This is a genomic window from Peribacillus sp. NPDC096448, assembly GCF_044762675.1.
Taxonomy (GTDB): domain Bacteria; phylum Bacillota; class Bacilli; order Bacillales; family DSM-1321; genus Peribacillus; species Peribacillus frigoritolerans_B.
In genome coordinates, this window is record NZ_JBIWEU010000025.1 from 1 (window position 1) to 20,352 (window position 20,352).

Genomic DNA, 20,352 nt, shown 5'->3' on the forward strand with positions numbered 1-20,352 from the left:
TTTGAAGGAACAACGTTCCTGATATGTTTGGTGGCGATAGCGAAGAGGTCACACCCGTTCCCATTCCGAACACGGCAGTTAAGCTCTTCAGCGCCAATGGTAGTTGGGGGTTTCCCCCTGTGAGAGTAGGACGCCGCCAAGCTATAATCTTTGTATTCTTTTTGGATAAACGGGAATACTATTTTTATAAAAGCAACATTTATACCGTCGCGGGGTGGAGCAGTCCGGTAGCTCGTCGGGCTCATAACCCGAAGGTCGCAGGTTCAAATCCTGTCCCCGCAATCATGAAAAAAACGAAACTTAGGTTTCGTTTTTTTGTTTTATTTGAAATTCCAATAATATGTCCCTAACTTATTTGTTTCTTCTTTTGAAACAAGGTAAACTACATATAGAATGGTTTTTGTTCCATAATATTGCGTTTATGGTTCTCGACTTGAACTATAGGACGGACGTTTTCCTAATAATGATAAAGGTGATTGATATATGCAGCATGTTGAATGGATTTCTCAGAATGAGGAAGAAACAGCGCAATTTGCGCACAAATTGGCACAAAAGCTTTCCAGTGGAGATGTGCTGGCTTTAGAAGGTGACTTGGGTGCAGGGAAGACGGCATTCACAAAAGGGCTGGCTAAAGGATTAGGTGTTACCAGAATGGTGAATAGCCCCACCTTTACGATAATAAAGGAGTACATGGGTCGTTTGCCTTTGTATCATATGGATGTCTACCGGGTAAGTGAATCGGAAGAAGATTTAGGCTTTGATGAATATTTTGATGGTGATGGTGTGACTGTCGTTGAATGGGCCCATTTAATAAAGGATCACCTCCCAGAGGAAATCTTGACCATTTATATCTATCGTCTGGGCGATACAAGCCGGCGTATTGTTTTGGAAGCCAAAGGCGAACGATATGTAAAGTTATGTAAGGAGATTATTTGATGAAGGTTTTAGCTATAGATACATCGAATTTCACATTAGGGATTGCACTTGTAAACGGGAATCAAGTAATTGGTGAGTATACGACGAACCTAAAGAAAAATCATTCGGTGCGGGTAATGCCAGCAATTGAAACACTGCTGAGGGACTGTGACACTATACCGAAGGAATTGACTAAGATAGTGGTCGCTCAAGGTCCAGGCTCCTATACAGGGGTCAGGATTGGAGTGACGATAGCGAAAAGCTTGGCCTGGACGCTTCAGATTCCGTTATCAGGTGTTTCCAGCTTAGAGGTTTTAGCAGCTAATGGACGTTATTTTAACGGGTTGATATCTCCCTTGTTCGATGCAAGAAGAGGGCAGATTTATACTGGATTATATGAAATGGAAAAGGATTCTTTAAAGACAGTCATTGAAGATTGTAATATTCTATCCTCTGAGTGGGCGAATCAATTGAAGGAATTAAATCGTCCTGTTTTATTTGTTGGTCAAGATGTGGACATCCATCGGGATGCAATTACGGATGCATTAGGCGAATTAGCGGTATTTGCTCCAGTACAGTCATATAATTCAAGGCCAAGCGAACTTGCCTTCATTGGTCTTGATAAGACTGAAGTGGATGTTCACCAGTTTGTACCGAATTATATCCGCATGGCTGAAGCAGAAGCTAAGTGGCTTGAACAACAGGGGAAATAAACAAGGAAAGCGACCGATTATTATGAGTAAAACATTGACGTTCCGAAAGATGAATACGGCAGATATCGACCAAGTGCTCAACGTGGAAAAGCAGTCCTTTACTTTGCCTTGGAGCCGGGAAGCTTTTTTTAATGAATTGAATCATAATCAGTATGCTGTATACATGGTGATAGAGGATGAAGGGAAAATTGCCGGTTATTGCGGTGCCTGGATCGTCATTGATGAATCGCACATTACCAATATAGCGATATTACCAGAATACCGAGGGCAAAAGCTTGGAGAAGCTTTGCTCAGGAAGATGATTGAAATCTCCATTTCAATGGGTGTGGTGAGGATGACACTTGAGGTCCGTGTCAGTAATGCCGTAGCCATTTCACTTTATGAAAAGCTGGGTTTCCAAAAGGGCGGAATCCGAAAGAATTATTATACAGACAATCAAGAAGATGCTTATGTTATGTGGGTGAATTTTTCATGAAAAAAGATCAATTTATATTAGGAATTGAAACAAGCTGTGATGAAACTGCGGCAGCTGTCATAAAAAATGGAACGGAGATACTGAGTAATGTCGTGGCTTCACAAATAGAAAGCCATAAACGTTTTGGCGGTGTCGTCCCGGAAATAGCTTCCCGTCATCATGTAGAACAAATTACGATTGTTCTTGAAGAAGCACTGCTGCAAGCCGGTGTGACATATGAAGACTTGGATGCCATTGCCGTTACAGAAGGTCCCGGCCTTGTAGGGGCACTTCTAATAGGTGTGAATGCGGCGAAGGCTGTAGCTTTCGCACATGGAATACCGATTGTCGGTACGCATCATATCGCTGGTCATATCTATGCTAATCGGCTTATTCAGGAGATCGAATATCCTGCGCTTTCTTTAGTCGTTTCGGGAGGGCATACGGAGTTGGTGCTTTTAGAAGAACCTGGTTCTTTCAAGGTGATCGGGGAGACGAGGGATGATGCCGCAGGAGAGGCGTATGATAAAGTGGCTCGAACCTTGGGTCTCCCTTATCCTGGCGGGCCTCATATCGATAGGCTTGCACAAATTGGCTCACCATCTTTGAAACTGCCTAGGGCATGGTTGGATGGAGGCTATGACTTTTCCTTCAGCGGCTTGAAATCAGCGGTAATCAACACTTTGCATAATGCAGAACAGCGCGGGGAAAAAATTGAACCTAAAGATTTAGCAGCTAGTTTCCAAGCAAGCGTGATAGAAGTGCTTGTAATGAAAACTGTGAAGGCTGCAAAGGAATATAATGTGAAACAGGTATTGCTTGCTGGAGGAGTTGCGGCAAATAAAGGCCTTAGGGAAGCATTAACGGAAGCTTTTAAGGATTTACCTATGGATATATCCATTCCGCCCCTCTATCTTTGTACCGACAATGCTGCCATGATCGGTGCTGCTGGCAGTGTCATGTTTGAAAAGGGGAAGCGATCTGGTTTGGATTTGAACGGAAATCCTGGATTGGATATAGAAGCATTTTAATTGACGAGAAGACAGGATCCCTCACTTCGGCATCCTGTCTTTTTATCGTGTTAATAAAATAATAGAATATTCTGTGGATAAAGTTTTTTTGATAATCATACTGCATGTGTATAAATCGTTGTTTTTGTGGATAAGTGGATATGTTTCTGTGGGTAATGTGCATAACTCGAATTAATGGCTTATGAACGGTAAGTGTTTTGTTAACAAGTTTGTGGATAACTTTCAAGAGACAATTTGATTGGAAAAGAAAAAGACCGAGTCAATTGACTCGGTCTTTTTTCATTCTTCCAGTTCAGTCCATTCTTCGAGAAGCTGGTCCAAACTTTCTTGTGCATGATCAAGCTTTGTTTGGACTTCCATTACTTTTTCATGGTCCTGAAAAACATTTGGATCACAAAGGAGGTCATTATATTCGTTTATTTCGGTTTCAAGAAGCTCCATGGCTGCCTCGATTTCCTCAATGCGCCGTTTTCGCTGGCGTTCAGCTTTTTTTGCTTCTTTATCAATTTTGTAATTTGTTTTTTCTACAGCCGCATCTAAAGTTTTAGCCTGATCCTGCTGTTCAAGTGCTTGGATTTCCGCTTGCTCCTGCTTCTTCTCCAGATAGTAATCATAATCACCGAGGAATTCTTCGTTGCCGTCCTTGGAGAGCTCTATCACTTTCGTTGCTATCCGATTTATGAAATAGCGGTCATGTGAGACGAAAAGAATAGTTCCCGGATAATCGATCAATGCGTTTTCAAGCACCAATTTACTATCGAGGTCCAAGTGGTTCGTTGGTTCATCGAGAATTAAAAAATTCCCTTTTTGCATCATCATTTTGGCTAGAGCAAGACGAGCCTTTTCGCCCCCGCTTAGTGTGGAAACGGTTTTCAAAACATCGTCCCCGCTAAATAGGAAATTACCGAGTACGGTGCGAATGTCCTTTTCCGGTTTGAGGGGATAGTCGTCCCATAATTCATTGAGTACGCGTTTATTGGAAACAAGGTTAGCCTGTTCTTGATCGTAGTAGCTGACTTCTACGTTCGTTCCAAAACGGTAATCCCCAGAAAGTGCAGGCAGCTTGGAAATGATCGTTTTCAATAAAGTTGATTTTCCAACTCCATTTGGGCCGACAAGAGCTATGCTCTCTCCTTTTGTCATCCGGGAATTTATATTCTTCGATACCGTTTCCCCTTCGTATCCGATAGCCAGGTCCTGAAGGTGGAGTACTTCATTTCCGCTTTGCCTTTCAATCTGGAAAGAAAAATTCGCGGATTTTTCATCACCTTGCGGCTTGTCCAACACATCCATCTTTTCGAGCTGTTTACGTCTGCTTTGTGCTCTTTTCGTGGTGGAAGCCCTTGTGATATTACGTTGGACAAAGTCACGAAGCTTTTCGATTTCCCCTTGCTGTTTCTCGAACAGTTTCATGTCCCTCTCATAATCTTCCGCTTTTCCCTCTAGATAAGAACTATAATTACCATGGTATTTTTTCATGTTATTCCGGGAAATTTCATATACCAGGTTTACTACTTTATCTAAAAAATAGCGGTCATGGGAAACAATGAGGACAGCTCCCTGGTAGCTTTGTAAATATTGTTCAAGCCAAGAGAGGGTTTCGATATCCAAATGGTTCGTCGGCTCATCCAGAATCAATATATCCGGTTTCCTTAAAAGCAGCTTTCCTAATGCAAGCCTTGTTTTTTGCCCGCCGCTTAAAGTGGAAATTGGGGTAGAATAGTCAAAGTCGGCAAACTGAAGTCCATGCAATACGGAACGGATATCCGCTTCATATTGATAACCGCCCTTCTCTTTGAATGCCACCATCAAAGTGTCGTATTCATTCAGCACTTTTTGGTAAATTGTTTCGTTTTCAAAGATGTCAGGTCTGGCCATATCAGCCTCAAGGCGGCGCAGTTCCTTTTCCTGCTCTATAAGATCAGTGAATACAGTCAGCATCTCATCCCAAATGGTCAGTTCGGATTCCAATCCCGTATCCTGGGCCATATAGCCGATGGTGACGCCTTTTGGTTTGATTATTTCACCGCCATCATGCGAAATCTGCCCGGCTATGATTTTTAGTAAAGTGGATTTGCCGGCGCCATTTCGGCCTACAAGTGCAATTCGATCTTTATTTTGAACTTCGAGCTTCATATTTGATAAAATAAGTTCAGCTCCATAATATTTCGATAGTTGATTGATTTGTAATAAAATCATAGATTTCACCTCAATTGATTATTGTTAGTGTAACGTATTTTAGTTATTATCGGCAACAGCTTGGTTCCAAGCTAAAAGAAAAGCTGTTACATAAAGTGGAATAATAGTGTATGATTTAGGAGGGGTTACTTAAATGGGAGACTTAACGCATTTTAATGAACAGGGCAGGGCCAAAATGGTCGATGTGAGTGCAAAGCCTGAAACAACCCGGACGGCAGTGGCTCAATCGAGCATTTTATTGAATGATGAAATATATGAATTGGTCACGAACCATAAAATGAAAAAAGGTGATGTACTGGCTGTTGCACAAGTTGCAGGAATAATGGCCAGCAAAAATACATCCAATATAATTCCGATGTGCCACCCCATTGCTCTGCAAGGGGTCAATATAGCCTTTGATTGGGAAAAAGAAGAACAAGGATATAGGCTTAGGATTGAAACGGAAGCTAAGACAAAAGGGAGTACAGGTGTGGAAATGGAAGCGTTAACAGCTGCATCCGTGACTGCCTTGACTGTTTATGACATGTGTAAGGCCATTGATAAGGGAATGGTGATCGGGCCTACGTTCTTAGTGGAGAAAACAGGCGGAGTGTCTAGTAGCGATTATAAAAGGCAAGTAAAACAACAAACAAATAGAGATTAAGTTGAAAAGCATGTGTGAAGGCGGGGAAGAACAATGAACCATGACCCAAAGATACCGCAGGCAACAGCCAAAAGGTTGCCATTGTATTATCGATTTTTAAAGAACTTACATTCCTCAGGCAAACAAAGAGTTTCCTCGGCAGAGCTAAGCGAAGCTGTAAAAGTGGATTCTGCTACCATTCGCCGTGATTTTTCCTACTTTGGCGCGCTTGGGAAAAAAGGCTACGGCTACAATGTCAATTATTTATTATCCTTCTTCAGAAAAACACTAGATCAAGATGAATTGACCAAAGTCGCTTTAATTGGAGTAGGAAATTTAGGAACCGCTTTTTTAAATTACAATTTCATGAAAAATAATAATACAAAAATTGAAATGGCTTTCGAAGTTTCTGAAGAAAAGGTCGGCAAGCGAATAGCTGATGTGCCCATCTATCATATGGATCAAATCGATACACTATTGCAGGAAAATAATATTACTGCGGCTATATTGACAGTGCCTGCACAGGTAGCCCAGACGATAACCGATCGTCTAGTCAAAGCTGACATAAAAGGAATATTGAATTTCACACCTGCACGGCTGACCGTGCCTCCATCCATAAGGGTCCATCATATTGACCTTGCGGTGGAGCTTCAGTCGCTCATCTACTTCCTGAAACATTATCCTGTAGTGGAAGAAGCCGCATTGGAGGAATGAAAAAACGCTGCATCATTGCAGCGTTTTTTTATTTTTTCTTATTTTTTTGTGCGGCTTTAATCTTAAAGTGCAGCATGATCATTCGTAATCCCGAACCAAAGTCAAGAGTCGCAATAAGGACAAGTATGTAGGCAAAGAGTCCCCATCCTGAAGAATTGACGGTTTGAATCGCGATAGCGGTAAAAAGGGCTCCTAAGCCTGCATAGATGATGCCCATGAATAAGGGTGATTGACGTTTCATAATAAACCTCCGATGAAGGCCTGTGCAGTATCCAGCATCTTCTCTATATCCTCCCGATATACCACTTGAAGGATGATAACAAGCGTGTTCATCGCAATATGAGCGCTCATGGATACGAGAATGCGGCCTGTTTTCGCATAAAGGAAAGCAAAAGTGAAGCCCATTGCCGTATATAAAAGAAGATGTTCAAATTCACCATGCGCCAAGCCGAAAATAACTGAGCTGATTAAAGCTGAAATAAAGAAGTTAAAGCGTTTATGAAGTGATCCGAAAATGATTTTCCGGAAAATTAATTCTTCCAATATAGGTCCAATTACTGAAGTGACGAAAATGACCATGGGGACTTTGTAAATGAGTGAAATGAGTTGCTGCGTATTTTCAGATTCAGACTCCACCCCAAGCATTTGTTCAATGCTTCCGGCAATGCTTTGCGCAAAAAGAGCCATGAACACTCCTGCAATTGCCCATAATATGGACATGGAAACGGAAGTTTGGTTTCTCGTGTCCAACTTTTCCCTCATATCTTTTCTCATTAAAAAAAGAATCAAGAATAAAGCTGCGAGAAAACTGAAAACTATCCAGTATGCTGCAGATTTCACTTCGAGTTCATCAGCCGGCATTCCGGTATAAGACCCGATCAGCATGAAAATGGGTACTCCGACAATACTGGATAATTGCATGGCAATATAAGTGATGATGACGAACCAATATTCTTTTTTCAAAAATGAAAACTCCTTTTATAGTCACCCATTCCAACGTTACTGATATGGGGACAATCTATAAACGCATACTCCAAAATGGTATCAAAAATTGAGGCAGAACACCACTTAAAGGTACCCCTAACATTACATTTAAATTACTATGTTAAGGAAATCATTATCCTAAAGTAGTTTACCCGTAATTTATCAGAAATTAATAAAAAATTTTCAATAAGATACTTGCAAAAAAGGCTCGGTTTATTTAATATTATAAATGTGTTAGCACTCGATGATGAAGAGTGCTAATAATCATGAAACAAATTATCAAGAGAATATGAGGAGGTTGTTTCACTTGTTAAAACCATTAGGTGATCGCGTTATTATTGAACTAGTTCAAACTGAAGAAAAAACTGCAAGCGGTATTGTTCTTCCTGATACTGCTAAAGAAAAGCCGCAAGAAGGTAAGGTAGTAGCAGTTGGTACTGGCCGTGTCCTTGAAAATGGCGAACGTGTTGCTTTAGAGGTTGCCCAAGGCGATCTAATTATCTTCTCAAAATATGCAGGTACTGAAGTTAAATACGAAGACACTGAATACTTAATTTTACGTGAAAGCGACATTCTAGCTGTTATCGGCTAATTATACATCATACTTAACTGAACGAAAAATTTTCTTAAAATTTTAGGGAGGTACTTATAAATGGCTAAAGAAATTAAATTTAGTGAAGAAGCTCGCCGCTCCATGCTTCGCGGTGTGGACGCACTTGCAGATGCAGTTAAAGTAACGCTTGGACCAAAAGGTCGTAACGTGGTTCTTGAGAAAAAATTCGGTTCACCGCTAATCACAAATGACGGTGTGACGATCGCTAAAGAAATCGAATTGGAAGATGCATTCGAAAACATGGGTGCGAAATTGGTTGCTGAAGTAGCAAGCAAAACAAACGACGTAGCTGGTGACGGTACAACTACTGCAACGGTTCTTGCACAAGCGATGATCCGTGAAGGTCTTAAAAACGTAACAGCTGGTGCTAACCCAATGGGTATCCGTAAAGGAATCGAGAAAGCGGTCAATTCAGCAATTGCAGAATTGAAAGCCATTTCCAAACCTGTTGAAAACAAAGAATCAATCGCACAAGTTGCTGCCATCTCTTCAGCTGATGAAGAAGTGGGCCAACTGATTGCAGAAGCAATGGAGCGCGTTGGTAACGACGGCGTCATCACAATCGAAGAGTCTAAAGGTTTCACAACTGAATTGGACGTAGTAGAAGGTATGCAATTCGACCGTGGATATGCTTCTCCATACATGGTTACTGACTCAGATAAAATGGAAGCTGTCCTTGAGAATCCATATATCTTGATCACAGATAAAAAAATTACGAATATCCAAGAAATCCTTCCTGTACTTGAGCAAGTTGTACAACAAGGAAAACCGCTATTATTGATTGCTGAAGATGTAGAAGGCGAAGCGCTTGCAACTCTTGTTGTAAACAAACTTCGTGGAACATTCAACGCTGTTGCTGTTAAGGCTCCTGGATTCGGTGACCGTCGTAAAGCAATGCTTGAAGACATCGCAGCCCTTACAGGCGGCGAAGTAATCACTGAAGAAATCGGACTTGATCTTAAATCTGCAACAATCGATTCATTAGGCCGTGCGTCTAAAGTGGTTGTTACAAAAGAAAATACAACAATCGTTGAAGGTTCTGGAGATACAGCTCAAATTCAAGCTCGTGTAAACCAAATCCGTGTTCAATTAGAAGAAACAACTTCTGAATTCGACCGTGAAAAATTACAAGAACGCCTTGCTAAATTAGCTGGTGGTGTAGCGGTAATCAAAGTCGGTGCAGCTACTGAAACAGAATTGAAAGAACGTAAACTTCGTATTGAAGATGCATTGAACTCCACTCGTGCCGCTGTTGAAGAAGGTATCGTAGCCGGTGGTGGTACAGCACTTCTAAACGTATACAATAAAATCGCTGAAATTCAAGCGGAAGGCGACGTAGCAACAGGCGTGAAAATCGTTCTTCGTGCCATCGAAGAGCCTGTTCGTCAAATCGCTCACAATGCTGGTCTTGAAGGCTCTGTAATCGTAGAGCGCCTTAAAGGCGAAGCAGTAGGCACTGGCTTCAACGCAGCTACTGGACAATGGGTGAACATGATCGAATCCGGTATCGTCGATCCTACTAAAGTAACTCGTTCAGCTCTACAAAACGCTGGTTCTGTAGCAGCTATGTTCTTAACAACAGAAGCTGTCGTTGCTGACAAACCAGAACCTGCAGGCGCTGGCGGCATGGGCATGCCTGACATGGGCGGCATGGGCGGCATGGGCGGCATGATGTAATCATCGCTTAAATCCCTTAATGTAGGGGTTTAACGAGAGATTCAGTCATGAATGCTCACCTAACATGTTAATATTTTTAAAGTTGAAGGCCTCCCACAGTTTACTGTGGGAGGCCTTTTCTTTGTTGTCAGTAAAAACAAAAGCTTTTCAGGAAAACTTTACACTTCATTTACTGACAATCATGGTGCAATTGGAATTGAGTTCTTAATCGTTGGAAAGATAAACGAACTAATTTATTCGCGGGAATTTGAAGACTACAGAAAAATGTATTTGAAAAAATCAGTTGAGAATGATGTTGCGAGAAGAATTTCTCTTCATTACTCTTTTATATTGTTTACTGGAAAGGTGCTAAATGACCTTTTTAATCGTGAAGGATTAGATGTGGATTTAAACGCTCTTGAGGCACTTTTCTACAATATATCAAATGAGAACAAGGCGGTTGGTAGGCCTTTATTAGAGCTGAAACAGTTACTTGAAGATTATGAACCTACACAACTATTAGTGCTGCTAAATTAATAGTATATTACAAAGGAATCGTCAATCCTACAAAGGAGAACATGATGCCTTCGTATTACTTAAATTCCATGTGGCCATATTTAATTTTCCCTCCTGATAAATCGTAATAATTACGATTTAAAATCAATTATTAACTCATTTTAAACTTTCTAAACGACTCAATTCCCTAAATATCGAGTAATTATCTTCAGTAGAGCTAAAACCTTGAAAGGCTGTGTTAACCAACTTGATTTTTTGATGCCTGGAAGTTGACCTTTATGTGCTAACTCCCGAAAGGCGATTCTAGACATCTTAAACTTTCTTAAATATCCTCTAGGTCTTCATGTAATCTCACAACAATTATACAATCGAGTAGGGGATGAGTCTTTTAATTCTTTTCTCAAGTCAAGCATAATTTGAAACCATTCTTGGCGATGCTTCCCTTTTACCTTCAATTTCTTTGCCACGTCTTTTTCTCCTTTCTCATTTAAATATTTATATGACCGTTTAAAACGTAATCATTACAATTTGTGTGATGTTATTTTAACCCTTTTTTAAGCCATGTGCAAATAATAAAAGATAAGCAAAAGTTAATGTCCCAAGGACATACTATTTTCCTCTAAATTACTCAATGTTTTCTGTAGGGTGCAGTGATCTAATCCATCCCCGATAAACACTAGTATATTGTTCACCTTTAAACCTGATTTTGTATGAAAAGGCATGCCATAAGCATATTGGAAGAGAAACGTTTCCGGTTTACCTTTAAAACGGATATACCCTTTAATTCGATAAATAGACTCAGGCATTGTTCTTAAGAAGTCATCAAATAATTTCTCGTTAATAGGATAAGAGAAGGTATGAACGTAAGTCTTGATATGCAGGTGATCAATAGCATGTGTTCTCTCATGTTCATCTTGTCCTTTTCTTTCAACAAATTGGATCGTATTCAAGTTGATGTTGGCAAATTTCGTCAGAATAATCTTACCAGTTGGATTAATCATGTATAATTCATTTTCAATAATTCTTTGGCTTTCATCTGAAATTCGATCAATTTTATTCAATACGATGGTATCAGCATGTTTTACTTGCTCCGTAATTAGCTTTCGAAGAGTAATCTTTAATTTATGGCGATCCATCCAGCAGGCAGCATCTAAAAGAGTAATAATCGATTGTATCCTTACCCTCTCAGCTAGGAAAGGAGATAAACAAGCATCTAATACTTCAACTGGATGGGCAACCCCAGTCGTTTCAATGTAAATCGCATCCAATTCAAACTGATTAAGAAGTTCGGATAATTGGACTTCGAGTTTATCTGATAGTGTGCAGCAAATACAGCCATTTAGTAATTCTTTTATAGGAATGTTTTCTGGAATCGCGTCTGAATCTATAGAGACTTGTCCCATTTCATTCATAATTACAGCCACTTTCCTATTATTTACTTGTTCCTCTTTCATAATATTTTGAAGTAGAGTCGTTTTTCCTGCACCTAGAAAACCTGCTAGAATATAAATCTCCACACTTCTCATTGAAATCATCCTTTCAACTATTAATTAAATGTGTCGTAACAAAATCTAATTTTTTTTCATCTTGATGAGTAAAAAAATATTTATTAATCTTGCATAAAAAGTAATGATTACGATTTATAATTATAAAGTGAATGTAGGGTTTCTACAAGGTAGGTGTGCCACAAATCATCTAAGGATAAGAGGTTTATGCTAAGTTCATATGAATTAAAAAAGTCGAATAGTCTGTCATCGTAAACATACATGGGCTATTAATAAAGTGAACATCAAGATTTAAATTTCTAACAAACTTTTTTGACACTGTAGTCCATCTATCGTTTTAAACGATGGATTTTTTTATTTCCTTATTTTAAAAATAAACTTGTTCTTTTTTTAAATAAGTGGTAAATTGTCAATGGTCAAAAAACAAATCGTAATTATTACGATTTGCAGTGAAAAGAAGTACAATTGTTTGGATTAATAGAAAAGGGGAGAAAAAATGAATCTATATAAAGTAAAAGCAATATTAGTAGCCTTGGCTTGTTTTACAGTCATGGTGGGATGTAGTAATAAAGAAGATGTGACCTTAAATCAAAAGGAAAAAGCTTCGGCACCTGACGAAAAACTACATATTGTCACGACCTTTTATTCTATGAATGAATTTACTAAAAACATTACAAAAGATAAGGCTCAAGTTGATCTCTTGATTCCTTCAAATATTGAGCCGCATGATTGGGAGCCTACTCCTAAAGATATGGTAACTATTCAAAAAGCAGATCTTCTTGTTTATAACAGTCCTTTTATGGAAACATGGATCTCTTCTATCCAAGAAAGTTTGGATAAAGATCAACCACTGTCTATAGAAGCGAGTGAGGGAATCCCTTTAATGAAAGGATCCGAAGAGGAGTCAGATCACAATGACGAGGAATCAGACCATCATGATGAAGACCACGAGCAGTTAGATCCGCACGTATGGTTAAGTCCAGTACTTGCTCAAAAGGAAGTTCAAACGATCACTGATGCTATAGTAAAACAAGATCCGGAAAACAAGGACTATTATGAAAGCAATAGTAAAGATTATATCCAACAACTAAAGGAGCTAGATGAACTTTACCGAACAACACTACAAAATGCTTCGAGTAAGGAAATGATTACACAACATGCTGCTTTTGGATATTTAGCAAAAGAGTATGGTCTTACTCAGGTTCCCATTGCGGGATTGTCTCCATCAGAAGATCCAAGTCCAGCAAAACTTGCTGAACTCAAGGAATTTGCTAAGGAGCATCAAATTAAAGTGATTTACTTTGAAGAAACGACTTCTCCTAAGGTGGCCCAAACATTAGCTGGAGAACTGGGAGCTGAAACAGAGGTGTTAAATACTTTAGAAGGTTTAAGCAAGGAAGATCAGGAGAAAGGCCTCAGTTATATTGAAGTTATGAAGAATAACTTAAAGTCTCTTGAAAAATCTTTTGTAAAAAAATAGAACTAAGCTGAATCAACTTTAAAAAGTGTGCGCCTTAGACAGGATAGGATGCACACTTTTTATAATAATTTTAGAGAGGAGTGGAAAAATGAAACTCATTTCTTTGCATAATATTGTTTTTGGTTATAGCCATTCCCCTTCATTAAATGGAGTATCCTTTGAGATACAGAGTGGAGAGTTTGTTGGAATTACAGGACCCAACGGAGCTTCCAAATCAACGATGCTACGAGTCATGCTAGGATTACTAAAACCTTGGGAAGGTACGATTACAATAAGTAAAAAAAATGCCAAAGGAAAACGTCTTACAATTGGGTACGTCCCTCAACAAATTGCCTCTTTTAATGCGTGTTTTCCAAGTACAGTTATAGAACTGGTACGATCTGGGAGATTTCTTAAGGGAAGATGGTTAAAAAGATTAAACTATGAAGATGAAGAAAAAATAGAAAATTCCTTGAAAATGGTAGGGATGTGGGAGTTTCGTCATCACAAAATTGGCGCCTTATCTGGAGGTCAAAAACAGAAAATTATTATTGCGAGAGTTCTCGCTACCGATCCAGACCTTTTGGTATTGGACGAACCGACAACAGGAATGGATGCTGAGAGTAGGAAAGGATTTTATGAATTTATGTACCATCAAGTAAAAAAACATCATCGGACCGTTGTGATGGTCACACACGAACAGGATGAAGTGCAGAGATATTTGGATAAAATTCTTCGATTAGAGAAGGGGGAGCAAGGTGGATGGAAATGTTTAACTTGGAATTCATGCAGCGAGCATTTTGGGCAGGTGGATTAATTGCCATTATTGCTCCTATTTTAGGAGTATTCCTAGTATTAAGAAGACAAGCTTTAATGGCTGATACATTGTCCCATATATCTCTGGCTGGGGTAGCTATCGGTTTCTTTATTCATACAGATACAACGCTCTCAAGTATTCTTGTCGTAATAGCAGGGGCAATAGGAATTGAATACATGAGGCGAGCCTATCGAACGTATTCAGAGGTATCGATTGCCATTCTAATGGCAGCAGGATTATCATTTGCTTTATTTTTATTAAGTATAAGCGAAGGTGGAATGACAACCAATATCGAGCAATATTTATTTGGGTCCATTGTAACAATCAGCACAGAACAAATTTATGTGATGGGCGGAGTAACCGCAATTACCCTTCTATATTTCTTTTTTTTAAAGCGACCGTTATATTTAATGACATTTGATGAAGATACCGCCTTTACAAGTGGCGTTAATACAAACCTATTATCCCTATCCTTTAGTATTTTGGTTGGTCTAGCTATTTCAGTCATTATACCAACAATCGGAGTTCTTTTAGTTTCAGCTCTATTGGTCTTGCCAGCTGCTTTTGCAATAAGGTTCGCGAAGGGTTTTAAAGTTGTAATCGTGACTGCTGTTCTAATTGCTATGTTTAGTATCATTTTTGGGTTGGTCTCTTCCTATACATTAGGAACCCCACCAGGCGCTACCATTACTTTATTATTGGTCATCATCTTATTTTTTGGTTTTCTTAGTCAAAAATTAGTAGTAATTTTCAATAGAAAAATTAAGCGAAGAATACGTCAGGAAAGCTTATAACTATCAGTCGCAGATTATATCAGAAAATACTGATTCGGGAGGTACAACTATTGTGATTCAGTCTAGTAAAACAATCTTAAAGAAAATAAAAGAGCAAGAGCTTATCATTGAACCACTGACACCATCCCAACTACAACCAGCTTCAATTGATTTACGGATAGGAAATCATTTTTTGACGATTGATGAATACTCCACCCCTTTTATTTCACTGGACAAACCAGCTACTTATAAAGAAATTTACAAAGATCATATTATTATTCCGCCCCAATCTTTTGTATTAGGAACAACCATGGAAGTTATTAAGTTACCTAATAATATGACAGCTTTCATTGAAGGTAGAAGCTCTATTGGAAGGTTAGGTCTGTTTATTCAAAATGCTGGATGGGTTGATCCTGGGTTTGAGGGACATATTACATTAGAACTTTATAATGCAAACTGTGTGCCTATTGAGTTAAAGGCAGGGAGAAGGATATGTCAATTAGTTTTAGCTACTTTGGATCAAGAAACTACTCCTTATATAGGAAAATATTATGGTCAAAATAAAGCAACTGAGAGCCAAGTCTATCTTGATGAGGAGTCTGATGAGTTAAATCCGAAAACTAAATGGAAATTTAAAGAATTTGATTGATTCTATAGGTTTATTCCAGCCTCAGGATTTTAAATAATGTCAGCTATATTGAAACTATCATAAGTTCATACATTTAAAGAAAAGAGGGGAAATAATGAGTGTTAAGCAACATAAGGAAGAAGCGCCTAAAAAGGTGAATTGTAAAGTCATCACAGTAAGTGACACACGTTTAAAAGAGACAGATAAAAGTGGGAGCTTGATTATCAAGATGTTAGAGGATGCTTTACACTCTATACAAGATTATCAAATTGTGACAGATGACTATGAGGCCATCTATGAAGCCATAAAGGCAGGATGTTTAGACAAAGGAATTGATGTTGTATTGTTGAATGGAGGAACAGGTATAGCAAAACGAGACGTTACAATTGAGGTTGTTCAAAGTTTAGTAGAGAAACAACTTACAGGATTTGGTGAGATATTCCGAATGCTCAGTTATTTAGAGGATATTGGATCTGCAGCGATTTTAAGTAGATCTATTGCTGGTATATCTCATGATACAGCCATTTTTTCTATGCCTGGATCAAGTGGGGCAGTCAAATTAGCCATGCAAAAGATTATTATTCCTGAAATATCTCATGTAGTGAGAGAAATACGAAAAGACTTAAGATAGAAGACAACGGCAGAGTGTGTAAATGAATTGAATTATAATAAATGTTTTGATTAATCAATCTTATCTTTAAATTATAAAGGCAAGTTATAAATCGTAATAATTACGTTTTGTATTTTTATAAATTCCCTTAGGATTTTTAAAAGATAGATTAGGAGAGTGAACTAGAAATGACAACGTGGTATGAAGAACATTTTCAAACTGACTATATAAAAATTTATCAGCATAGGCACAGTGAAGCAGGTAGTGAGCTGAAAGATCTACTCGAATTAATCCCCTGGAAGAATGGTCAATCTGTTCTTGATTTGTGCTGTGGTTACGGAAGACATTCTCGCTACCTTGCTCAGCTTGGTTGGAGAGTTACTGGAGTGGATCTCTCAGCGCCCCTTCTTCAAGAAGCTATCCACCTGTCATTGAACATGCCTATTCAATATATGAGATGTGACATGAGGAAGGTTCCTTTTCGTAAGGAAATGGATCTCGTTGTAAATATGTTTACAAGCTTTGGTTATTTTGACAGTGATGACGAGAATGAGAAGGTGATTGAGGGAATAAGCCATTCTTTGAAGGATGGGGGCTACTTTATAATGGATTATCTTAATCCTACATTTGTTGAAGAAAATCTTATTCCGTATTCAAGAGAGGAAGTTGGATCAGTGGAACTGATTCAATATAGGAAGATAGTGGGAGAACATGTACATAAAAAAATCATCATTAAATCCGGTAACGATGAAAAACGATATGAAGAGGTTATTAAGTTATATCATAAAGAAAAAATGCTATCTATGCTAAATTCTCATGGACTTGTCGTTCGGAACATCCTGGGTCACTATGATGCAAGTTGCTTTAATTACCGGAAATCACCCCGTATGATCTTTATTTGTCAGAAAGGTGCATAAAAAATATGAAATAAATTATGAAAAGAACCTTTATAATCAACACCGTTCTCGGCGAGATGATTGACGTATTTATTGAAAAAGAAGAAAAGGAGTGAAAGAACAGTGTCGAAAGCTGTATAGTTATATCAAATATGCCGAAAAGTACATAAATGGGCTGGTTTGATTTTATCTGTTGTTTTTATGTTCATGGCTGTGACAGGTCGGTCTTTTGCTTATTTTTTATACACCACTTGGATTGGGTACGGCATTAAAAACACGGACGGATCTAAGTCAATCGATACCTATTGATAAAGTTGTGTCCATTACGACGTCTCAGGAGCTGCCAGGTATAACTTCGATGGAAGATATCTTCAGAATTGAATGGACTCCTAGTAAAACTGTTTATCGGGTTCGCTTGGCAATCAATCAAGAAGTTCAAATCGATGTAAGCACTGGAGAAGTTTTATCGAAAAAGCCAGATAACACAGGCTTACTCATTTATTACACGATGGATACTTTTTTGGTAATTGGTATAGATACAGTGCTCTAACATTGGCAGGTGTATCCTAAATCCTGCTGTCATTCTCAGGTTATTGTATGGTTGGCTATTCTCTTTATAATCGTTAACGGCGAGAAAAAACTAAAAAAATTTGAGATTTAGCACCCAAAACGTTCACTGTAATAATAAATGTTTATTTATATAATTTAATAGTTACTACGTTTACGGACTGTAAGGAGTGTAATACATGAAGAATTTTAAACTTCCTCCAAAGAATGAACGGTTAAAACTGTTTGGCTCTATAGAACCTGGAATAAAAACGAAGCCGAGCGAAAAAGAAAACATGTTGGATTTACAAAATATGAAAGAAGATTTCTTATTTGAACTCGATGCCGTTGGCATTACAAACGTCAAGACTCCTGTTTCCGTTATCTCAACGTTAGAGCCAATAACGCAAACTACCATCGCTACCTTTACGTTAACTTCAACTATTCCTCGTGATGTAAAGGGAACAAATATGAGTCGTTTTACCGAACAATTGGAGCTATATCGCAGGCAAGGATTTACCCTAATCTTTCCACAACTATCCGATTTTATTAAAGAATTATCAGAACGTTTAGGTCAAAAAGATGCAAAACTGGAAGTAAGTTTCCCTTGGTTTTACGAACAGCCAGCACCTGCGTCTTTTCTTGCAGGATTGAACTATGCTGATGCTAGGATCTTGTTATCTTATCAACATGGAAAGATAGAAAGAACAGTTGAATTAACCTGCGCTGTAACCACCTTATGCCCTTGTTCGAAGGAAATCAGTGAATATAGCGCTCATAATCAACGGGGTTACATTAAAATGAATGCATTATTAACTGATGATTATGATGAATCTGTAGATTGGAAAGCTGTATTTTTACATGCGGCCCAATCAAACGCCAGTGCCGTAATTCATCCAATTTTAAAACGTCCCGATGAAAAAATAGTGACTGAAAAAGCTTATGAAAATCCTCGCTTTGTCGAGGACATGGTTCGACTTGTGGCTTCTGATCTATATGAAACACCATTTATTCAATCATTCTCAGTGGAATGTCGTAATGAAGAGTCTATCCATCTTCATGATGCCTATGCCTCTGTAACAGTCGATAAAGATAAATCCAATAAATAAATCTTTCACTCTTATTTATTAGAGTAAAGGCAGAGCGATGACAAATCTATTGAGAGAATTGAGCCACCGATTAAAAAACTGACCCACCTGTCCCATATTATACTAATTCAATCCATACATTTACCGGTAGGTCAGCTACGCTAGTACTACTCTTGTTTTTTGACGTAATGAAATTACGGTCTTATCCTTTACATTACTCTAAAATTGTTTTAAGATTTAAAACGTAATAATTCCGATTTAAAAACGGAAACCTTCTATTCTTTGAGTAGGAGGAAGTACCATTTAATAGAATAGGAGTTAACATGTATGAATATAAGTAAGATGATTACCACTTCTGTACTAGCCTTAAGCCTTTTTTTAACGGGATGCGGTAAGACTGAGAAAGTCAATAAAGTTGATGAAAAGAAGGACAATGAGACATTAACAGTATTTACAACGATTTATCCGCTTGAAGATTTTACAAAAAAAATTGGTGGCAGCTTTGTCGAAGTGAAAAGTATCTATCCTCTAAACTTTGATGCACATAGTTTTGAGCCTTCGACAAAAGACATGTTGAACGATTTATTTATCTATACTGGAGTTGGGATATGATTCGGATTATTCGAGGTTATATGATAGATATAACCGGTATCATCATAATAGCGCTAGCTCTTTTCCTGTTTTCTTTCAGTTCTAGTATAAAAGGTACCTTTGTTATACCACCGTCATTGTTAAATTTAAATACTATTTTTCTAAGTATTTTAATAGAAGCCCTGCCCTTTGTTTTAATTGGGGTCCTCATCGCTGGAGTGATCCAAATCTTTGTTACTGAGGAACATATTCAAAGGTGGATACCAAAGAATAAGGTTATGGCTGTAATCATGAGCTGTATTGTAGGAGCGCTGTTTCCTGCCTGTGAATGTGGAATCGTCCCCATTGTTCGACGTTTAGTTGTAAAAGGAGTACCTATTCATGCTGCGATGGGTTTTATGTTAACAGGCCCTCTTATCAACCCGATTGTTATTGCTTCTACATATATGGCATTTGGAAACGATTTTAAAATTGCTGGATTGCGTATGGGGTTAGGTTTTCTGGTGGCAGTAATGGTTGCCTTTGCTGTCAGTTGGATTTTTAAAGGCAATCAATTTAAGGCTTCCATCATTTCTGTTTCAACCCTTAATCACAGTAAAAATCAATCACTTTCCAATCGTTTTTGGTCGATGCTTACACATTCAATTGATGAGTTTTTTGATATGGGGAAATACCTGGTTATGGGAGCTTTTTTAGCTGCTTTTGTACAAACCTATATGCCAGCAAAATCCTTGTTAGAGGCTGGAAACGGTCAGGCTTCTTCTTTATTTGTTATGATGGGATTGGCTTACGTTTTATCGCTATGTTCTGAAGCAGACGCGTTTATAGGAGCTTCCTTTAGTAGTATTTTTCCAGTTTCATCAATTCTTGGCTTCTTAATTTTTGGACCCATGATTGATTTAAAGAACACACTTTTGATGCTGAGCGTTTTTCGATTTAAATTTGTTATGGTTTTGCTAGCATTGGTTGTTTCTATGGTGTTTATCACTTTAATGCTGCTGCAAAGCTTTTTATAAGGAGGG

General features: G+C 38.4%; 23 protein-coding genes, 1 tRNA gene, 1 rRNA gene and 1 pseudogene. 21 read left to right on the plus strand and 5 right to left on the minus strand.

The annotated features are described in order from the left end of the window. Positions 1-26 precede the first annotated feature (26 nt). From rrf to tsaD, 6 genes are all read left to right on the plus strand, one after another. Positions 27-142: ribosomal RNA gene (rrf, locus tag ACIQ0C_RS24435) — 5S ribosomal RNA — on the plus strand. 66 nt (positions 143-208) lie between these two features. Next, positions 209-282 (plus strand) — tRNA-Met (locus ACIQ0C_RS24440). Between the two features lie 201 nt (positions 283-483). Then, on the plus strand, positions 484-936 hold the full coding sequence (gene tsaE / locus ACIQ0C_RS24445; RefSeq protein WP_034306358.1) for a tRNA (adenosine(37)-N6)-threonylcarbamoyltransferase complex ATPase subunit type 1 TsaE: 453 nt from the start codon (positions 484-486) through the stop codon (positions 934-936). Next, positions 936-1,628: a tRNA (adenosine(37)-N6)-threonylcarbamoyltransferase complex dimerization subunit type 1 TsaB gene (tsaB, locus tag ACIQ0C_RS24450; protein ID WP_403064816.1), complete on the plus strand. Its 693-nt coding sequence runs from the start codon at positions 936-938 to the stop codon at positions 1,626-1,628. Before tsaE ends, tsaB begins: the two co-directional genes overlap by 1 nt. A 22-nt stretch (positions 1,629-1,650) precedes the next feature. After that, complete coding sequence (rimI, locus tag ACIQ0C_RS24455; protein WP_053533463.1) at positions 1,651-2,103, plus strand: ribosomal protein S18-alanine N-acetyltransferase; 453 nt, start codon at positions 1,651-1,653, stop codon at positions 2,101-2,103. After that, positions 2,100-3,113 (plus strand): tRNA (adenosine(37)-N6)-threonylcarbamoyltransferase complex transferase subunit TsaD, encoded by a 1,014-nt coding sequence (tsaD, locus tag ACIQ0C_RS24460; protein ID WP_403064819.1) that lies wholly within the window; start codon positions 2,100-2,102, stop codon positions 3,111-3,113. Before rimI ends, tsaD begins: the two co-directional genes overlap by 4 nt. 279 nt (positions 3,114-3,392) lie before the next feature. Here tsaD and ACIQ0C_RS24465 read toward each other — a convergent pair whose 3' ends face one another. Continuing rightward, positions 3,393-5,312 carry an ABC transporter ATP-binding protein gene (locus ACIQ0C_RS24465; RefSeq protein ID WP_403064822.1) on the minus strand — a complete coding sequence of 640 codons (1,920 nt, stop codon included), beginning with the start codon at positions 5,310-5,312 and terminating at the stop codon, positions 3,393-3,395. A gap of 133 nt (positions 5,313-5,445) precedes the next feature. Here ACIQ0C_RS24465 and moaC point away from each other — a divergent pair, with 133 nt between their 5' ends. Both moaC and ACIQ0C_RS24475 read left to right on the plus strand, forming a co-directional pair. After that, a complete protein-coding gene (gene moaC / locus ACIQ0C_RS24470) occupies positions 5,446-5,955 on the plus strand; it encodes a cyclic pyranopterin monophosphate synthase MoaC (protein ID WP_403064825.1) in 510 nt (169 codons plus the stop codon). A 33-nt stretch (positions 5,956-5,988) separates the two neighbouring features. Continuing rightward, positions 5,989-6,648, plus strand: a complete 660-nt coding sequence (locus ACIQ0C_RS24475; RefSeq protein WP_034306345.1) for a redox-sensing transcriptional repressor Rex — start codon at positions 5,989-5,991, stop codon at positions 6,646-6,648. Positions 6,649-6,676: 28 nt separating this feature from the next. On the opposite strand, the gene ACIQ0C_RS24480 is transcribed toward ACIQ0C_RS24475, so the two are convergent. Then, a complete protein-coding gene (locus ACIQ0C_RS24480) occupies positions 6,677-6,889 on the minus strand; it encodes a YdiK family protein (protein ID WP_034306342.1) in 213 nt (70 codons plus the stop codon). Next, positions 6,886-7,611: a CPBP family intramembrane glutamic endopeptidase gene (locus ACIQ0C_RS24485; RefSeq protein ID WP_034306339.1), complete on the minus strand. Its 726-nt coding sequence runs from the start codon at positions 7,609-7,611 to the stop codon at positions 6,886-6,888. The genes ACIQ0C_RS24480 and ACIQ0C_RS24485 overlap by 4 nt, the downstream gene beginning before the upstream one ends. Positions 7,612-7,939: 328 nt before the next feature. Here ACIQ0C_RS24485 and groES point away from each other — a divergent pair, with 328 nt between their 5' ends. From groES to ACIQ0C_RS24500, 3 genes are all read left to right on the plus strand, one after another. Next, on the plus strand, positions 7,940-8,224 hold the full coding sequence (gene groES / locus ACIQ0C_RS24490) for a co-chaperone GroES (protein WP_034306337.1): 285 nt from the start codon (positions 7,940-7,942) through the stop codon (positions 8,222-8,224). Between the two features lie 60 nt (positions 8,225-8,284). Further along, a complete protein-coding gene (groL, locus tag ACIQ0C_RS24495) occupies positions 8,285-9,922 on the plus strand; it encodes a chaperonin GroEL (RefSeq protein WP_053533467.1) in 1,638 nt (545 codons plus the stop codon). A 105-nt stretch (positions 9,923-10,027) separates the two neighbouring features. Continuing rightward, positions 10,028-10,438, plus strand: coding sequence for a hypothetical protein (locus ACIQ0C_RS24500; protein WP_403064828.1), 411 nt, complete (start codon positions 10,028-10,030; stop codon positions 10,436-10,438). Between the two features lie 221 nt (positions 10,439-10,659). Here the strand turns inward: ACIQ0C_RS24500 and rpsN are convergent. Together rpsN and ACIQ0C_RS24510 are read right to left on the minus strand one after the other, a co-directional pair. Next, positions 10,660-10,830, minus strand: a pseudogene (gene rpsN / locus ACIQ0C_RS24505) (30S ribosomal protein S14); the annotation flags it as partial. A 177-nt stretch (positions 10,831-11,007) separates the two neighbouring features. Then, positions 11,008-11,943 (minus strand): CobW family GTP-binding protein, encoded by a 936-nt coding sequence (locus ACIQ0C_RS24510; RefSeq protein WP_403064831.1) that lies wholly within the window; start codon positions 11,941-11,943, stop codon positions 11,008-11,010. Between the two features lie 475 nt (positions 11,944-12,418). On the opposite strand from ACIQ0C_RS24510, the gene ACIQ0C_RS24515 reads away from it, so the two are divergent. From ACIQ0C_RS24515 to ACIQ0C_RS24560, 10 genes are all read left to right on the plus strand, one after another. Beyond that, a complete protein-coding gene (locus ACIQ0C_RS24515; RefSeq protein ID WP_403064834.1) occupies positions 12,419-13,402 on the plus strand; it encodes a metal ABC transporter substrate-binding protein in 984 nt (327 codons plus the stop codon). An 88-nt stretch (positions 13,403-13,490) separates the two neighbouring features. Further along, on the plus strand, positions 13,491-14,198 hold the full coding sequence (locus ACIQ0C_RS24520; protein ID WP_403064837.1) for a metal ABC transporter ATP-binding protein: 708 nt from the start codon (positions 13,491-13,493) through the stop codon (positions 14,196-14,198). Then, positions 14,144-14,992 carry a metal ABC transporter permease gene (locus tag ACIQ0C_RS24525; RefSeq protein ID WP_403064840.1) on the plus strand — a complete coding sequence of 283 codons (849 nt, stop codon included), beginning with the start codon at positions 14,144-14,146 and terminating at the stop codon, positions 14,990-14,992. The genes ACIQ0C_RS24520 and ACIQ0C_RS24525 overlap by 55 nt, the downstream gene beginning before the upstream one ends. Positions 14,993-15,044: 52 nt before the next feature. Then, entirely contained in the window at positions 15,045-15,620 is a 576-nt protein-coding gene (gene dcd, locus ACIQ0C_RS24530; protein WP_403064843.1) for a dCTP deaminase, read from the plus strand. Between the two features lie 94 nt (positions 15,621-15,714). Then, complete coding sequence (locus ACIQ0C_RS24535) at positions 15,715-16,230, plus strand: MogA/MoaB family molybdenum cofactor biosynthesis protein (RefSeq protein WP_403064846.1); 516 nt, start codon at positions 15,715-15,717, stop codon at positions 16,228-16,230. A gap of 167 nt (positions 16,231-16,397) precedes the next feature. Beyond that, a complete protein-coding gene (locus ACIQ0C_RS24540) occupies positions 16,398-17,126 on the plus strand; it encodes a class I SAM-dependent methyltransferase (RefSeq protein WP_403064849.1) in 729 nt (242 codons plus the stop codon). A 208-nt stretch (positions 17,127-17,334) separates the two neighbouring features. Beyond that, positions 17,335-17,655 carry a hypothetical protein gene (locus tag ACIQ0C_RS24545; protein WP_403064852.1) on the plus strand — a complete coding sequence of 107 codons (321 nt, stop codon included), beginning with the start codon at positions 17,335-17,337 and terminating at the stop codon, positions 17,653-17,655. A gap of 196 nt (positions 17,656-17,851) precedes the next feature. Next, a complete protein-coding gene (folE2, locus tag ACIQ0C_RS24550) occupies positions 17,852-18,760 on the plus strand; it encodes a GTP cyclohydrolase FolE2 (RefSeq protein WP_403064855.1) in 909 nt (302 codons plus the stop codon). A gap of 306 nt (positions 18,761-19,066) precedes the next feature. Then, on the plus strand, positions 19,067-19,351 hold the full coding sequence (locus ACIQ0C_RS24555; protein ID WP_403064858.1) for a metal ABC transporter substrate-binding protein: 285 nt from the start codon (positions 19,067-19,069) through the stop codon (positions 19,349-19,351). Further along, positions 19,348-20,346, plus strand: a complete 999-nt coding sequence (locus ACIQ0C_RS24560) for a permease (protein WP_403064861.1) — start codon at positions 19,348-19,350, stop codon at positions 20,344-20,346. The genes ACIQ0C_RS24555 and ACIQ0C_RS24560 overlap by 4 nt, the downstream gene beginning before the upstream one ends. Positions 20,347-20,352: the final 6 nt, after the last annotated feature.

Excerpts from the sequence above, each read along its gene's own strand:
- moaC (WP_403064825.1), top strand. The coding sequence starts at position 5,446 with ATGGGAGACTTAACGCATTTTAATGAACAGGGCAGGGCCAAAATGGTC.
- ACIQ0C_RS24525 (WP_403064840.1), top strand. The coding sequence starts at position 14,144 with ATGGAAATGTTTAACTTGGAATTCATGCAGCGAGCATTTTGGGCAGGT.
- ACIQ0C_RS24510 (WP_403064831.1), bottom strand. The coding sequence starts at position 11,943 with ATGAGAAGTGTGGAGATTTATATTCTAGCAGGTTTTCTAGGTGCAGGA.
- tsaB (WP_403064816.1), top strand. The coding sequence starts at position 936 with ATGAAGGTTTTAGCTATAGATACATCGAATTTCACATTAGGGATTGCA.
- folE2 (WP_403064855.1), top strand. The coding sequence starts at position 17,852 with ATGAAGAATTTTAAACTTCCTCCAAAGAATGAACGGTTAAAACTGTTT.
- ACIQ0C_RS24535 (WP_403064846.1), top strand. The coding sequence starts at position 15,715 with ATGAGTGTTAAGCAACATAAGGAAGAAGCGCCTAAAAAGGTGAATTGT.
- ACIQ0C_RS24540 (WP_403064849.1), top strand. The coding sequence starts at position 16,398 with ATGACAACGTGGTATGAAGAACATTTTCAAACTGACTATATAAAAATT.
- tsaD (WP_403064819.1), top strand. The coding sequence starts at position 2,100 with ATGAAAAAAGATCAATTTATATTAGGAATTGAAACAAGCTGTGATGAA.
- ACIQ0C_RS24475 (WP_034306345.1), top strand. The coding sequence starts at position 5,989 with ATGAACCATGACCCAAAGATACCGCAGGCAACAGCCAAAAGGTTGCCA.
- groL (WP_053533467.1), top strand. The coding sequence starts at position 8,285 with ATGGCTAAAGAAATTAAATTTAGTGAAGAAGCTCGCCGCTCCATGCTT.
- ACIQ0C_RS24555 (WP_403064858.1), top strand. The coding sequence starts at position 19,067 with ATGAATATAAGTAAGATGATTACCACTTCTGTACTAGCCTTAAGCCTT.
- ACIQ0C_RS24520 (WP_403064837.1), top strand. The coding sequence starts at position 13,491 with ATGAAACTCATTTCTTTGCATAATATTGTTTTTGGTTATAGCCATTCC.
- rimI (WP_053533463.1), top strand. The coding sequence starts at position 1,651 with ATGAGTAAAACATTGACGTTCCGAAAGATGAATACGGCAGATATCGAC.
- ACIQ0C_RS24515 (WP_403064834.1), top strand. The coding sequence starts at position 12,419 with ATGAATCTATATAAAGTAAAAGCAATATTAGTAGCCTTGGCTTGTTTT.
- ACIQ0C_RS24560 (WP_403064861.1), top strand. The coding sequence starts at position 19,348 with ATGATTCGGATTATTCGAGGTTATATGATAGATATAACCGGTATCATC.
- ACIQ0C_RS24480 (WP_034306342.1), bottom strand. The coding sequence starts at position 6,889 with ATGAAACGTCAATCACCCTTATTCATGGGCATCATCTATGCAGGCTTA.
- tsaE (WP_034306358.1), top strand. The coding sequence starts at position 484 with ATGCAGCATGTTGAATGGATTTCTCAGAATGAGGAAGAAACAGCGCAA.
- ACIQ0C_RS24465 (WP_403064822.1), bottom strand. The coding sequence starts at position 5,312 with ATGATTTTATTACAAATCAATCAACTATCGAAATATTATGGAGCTGAA.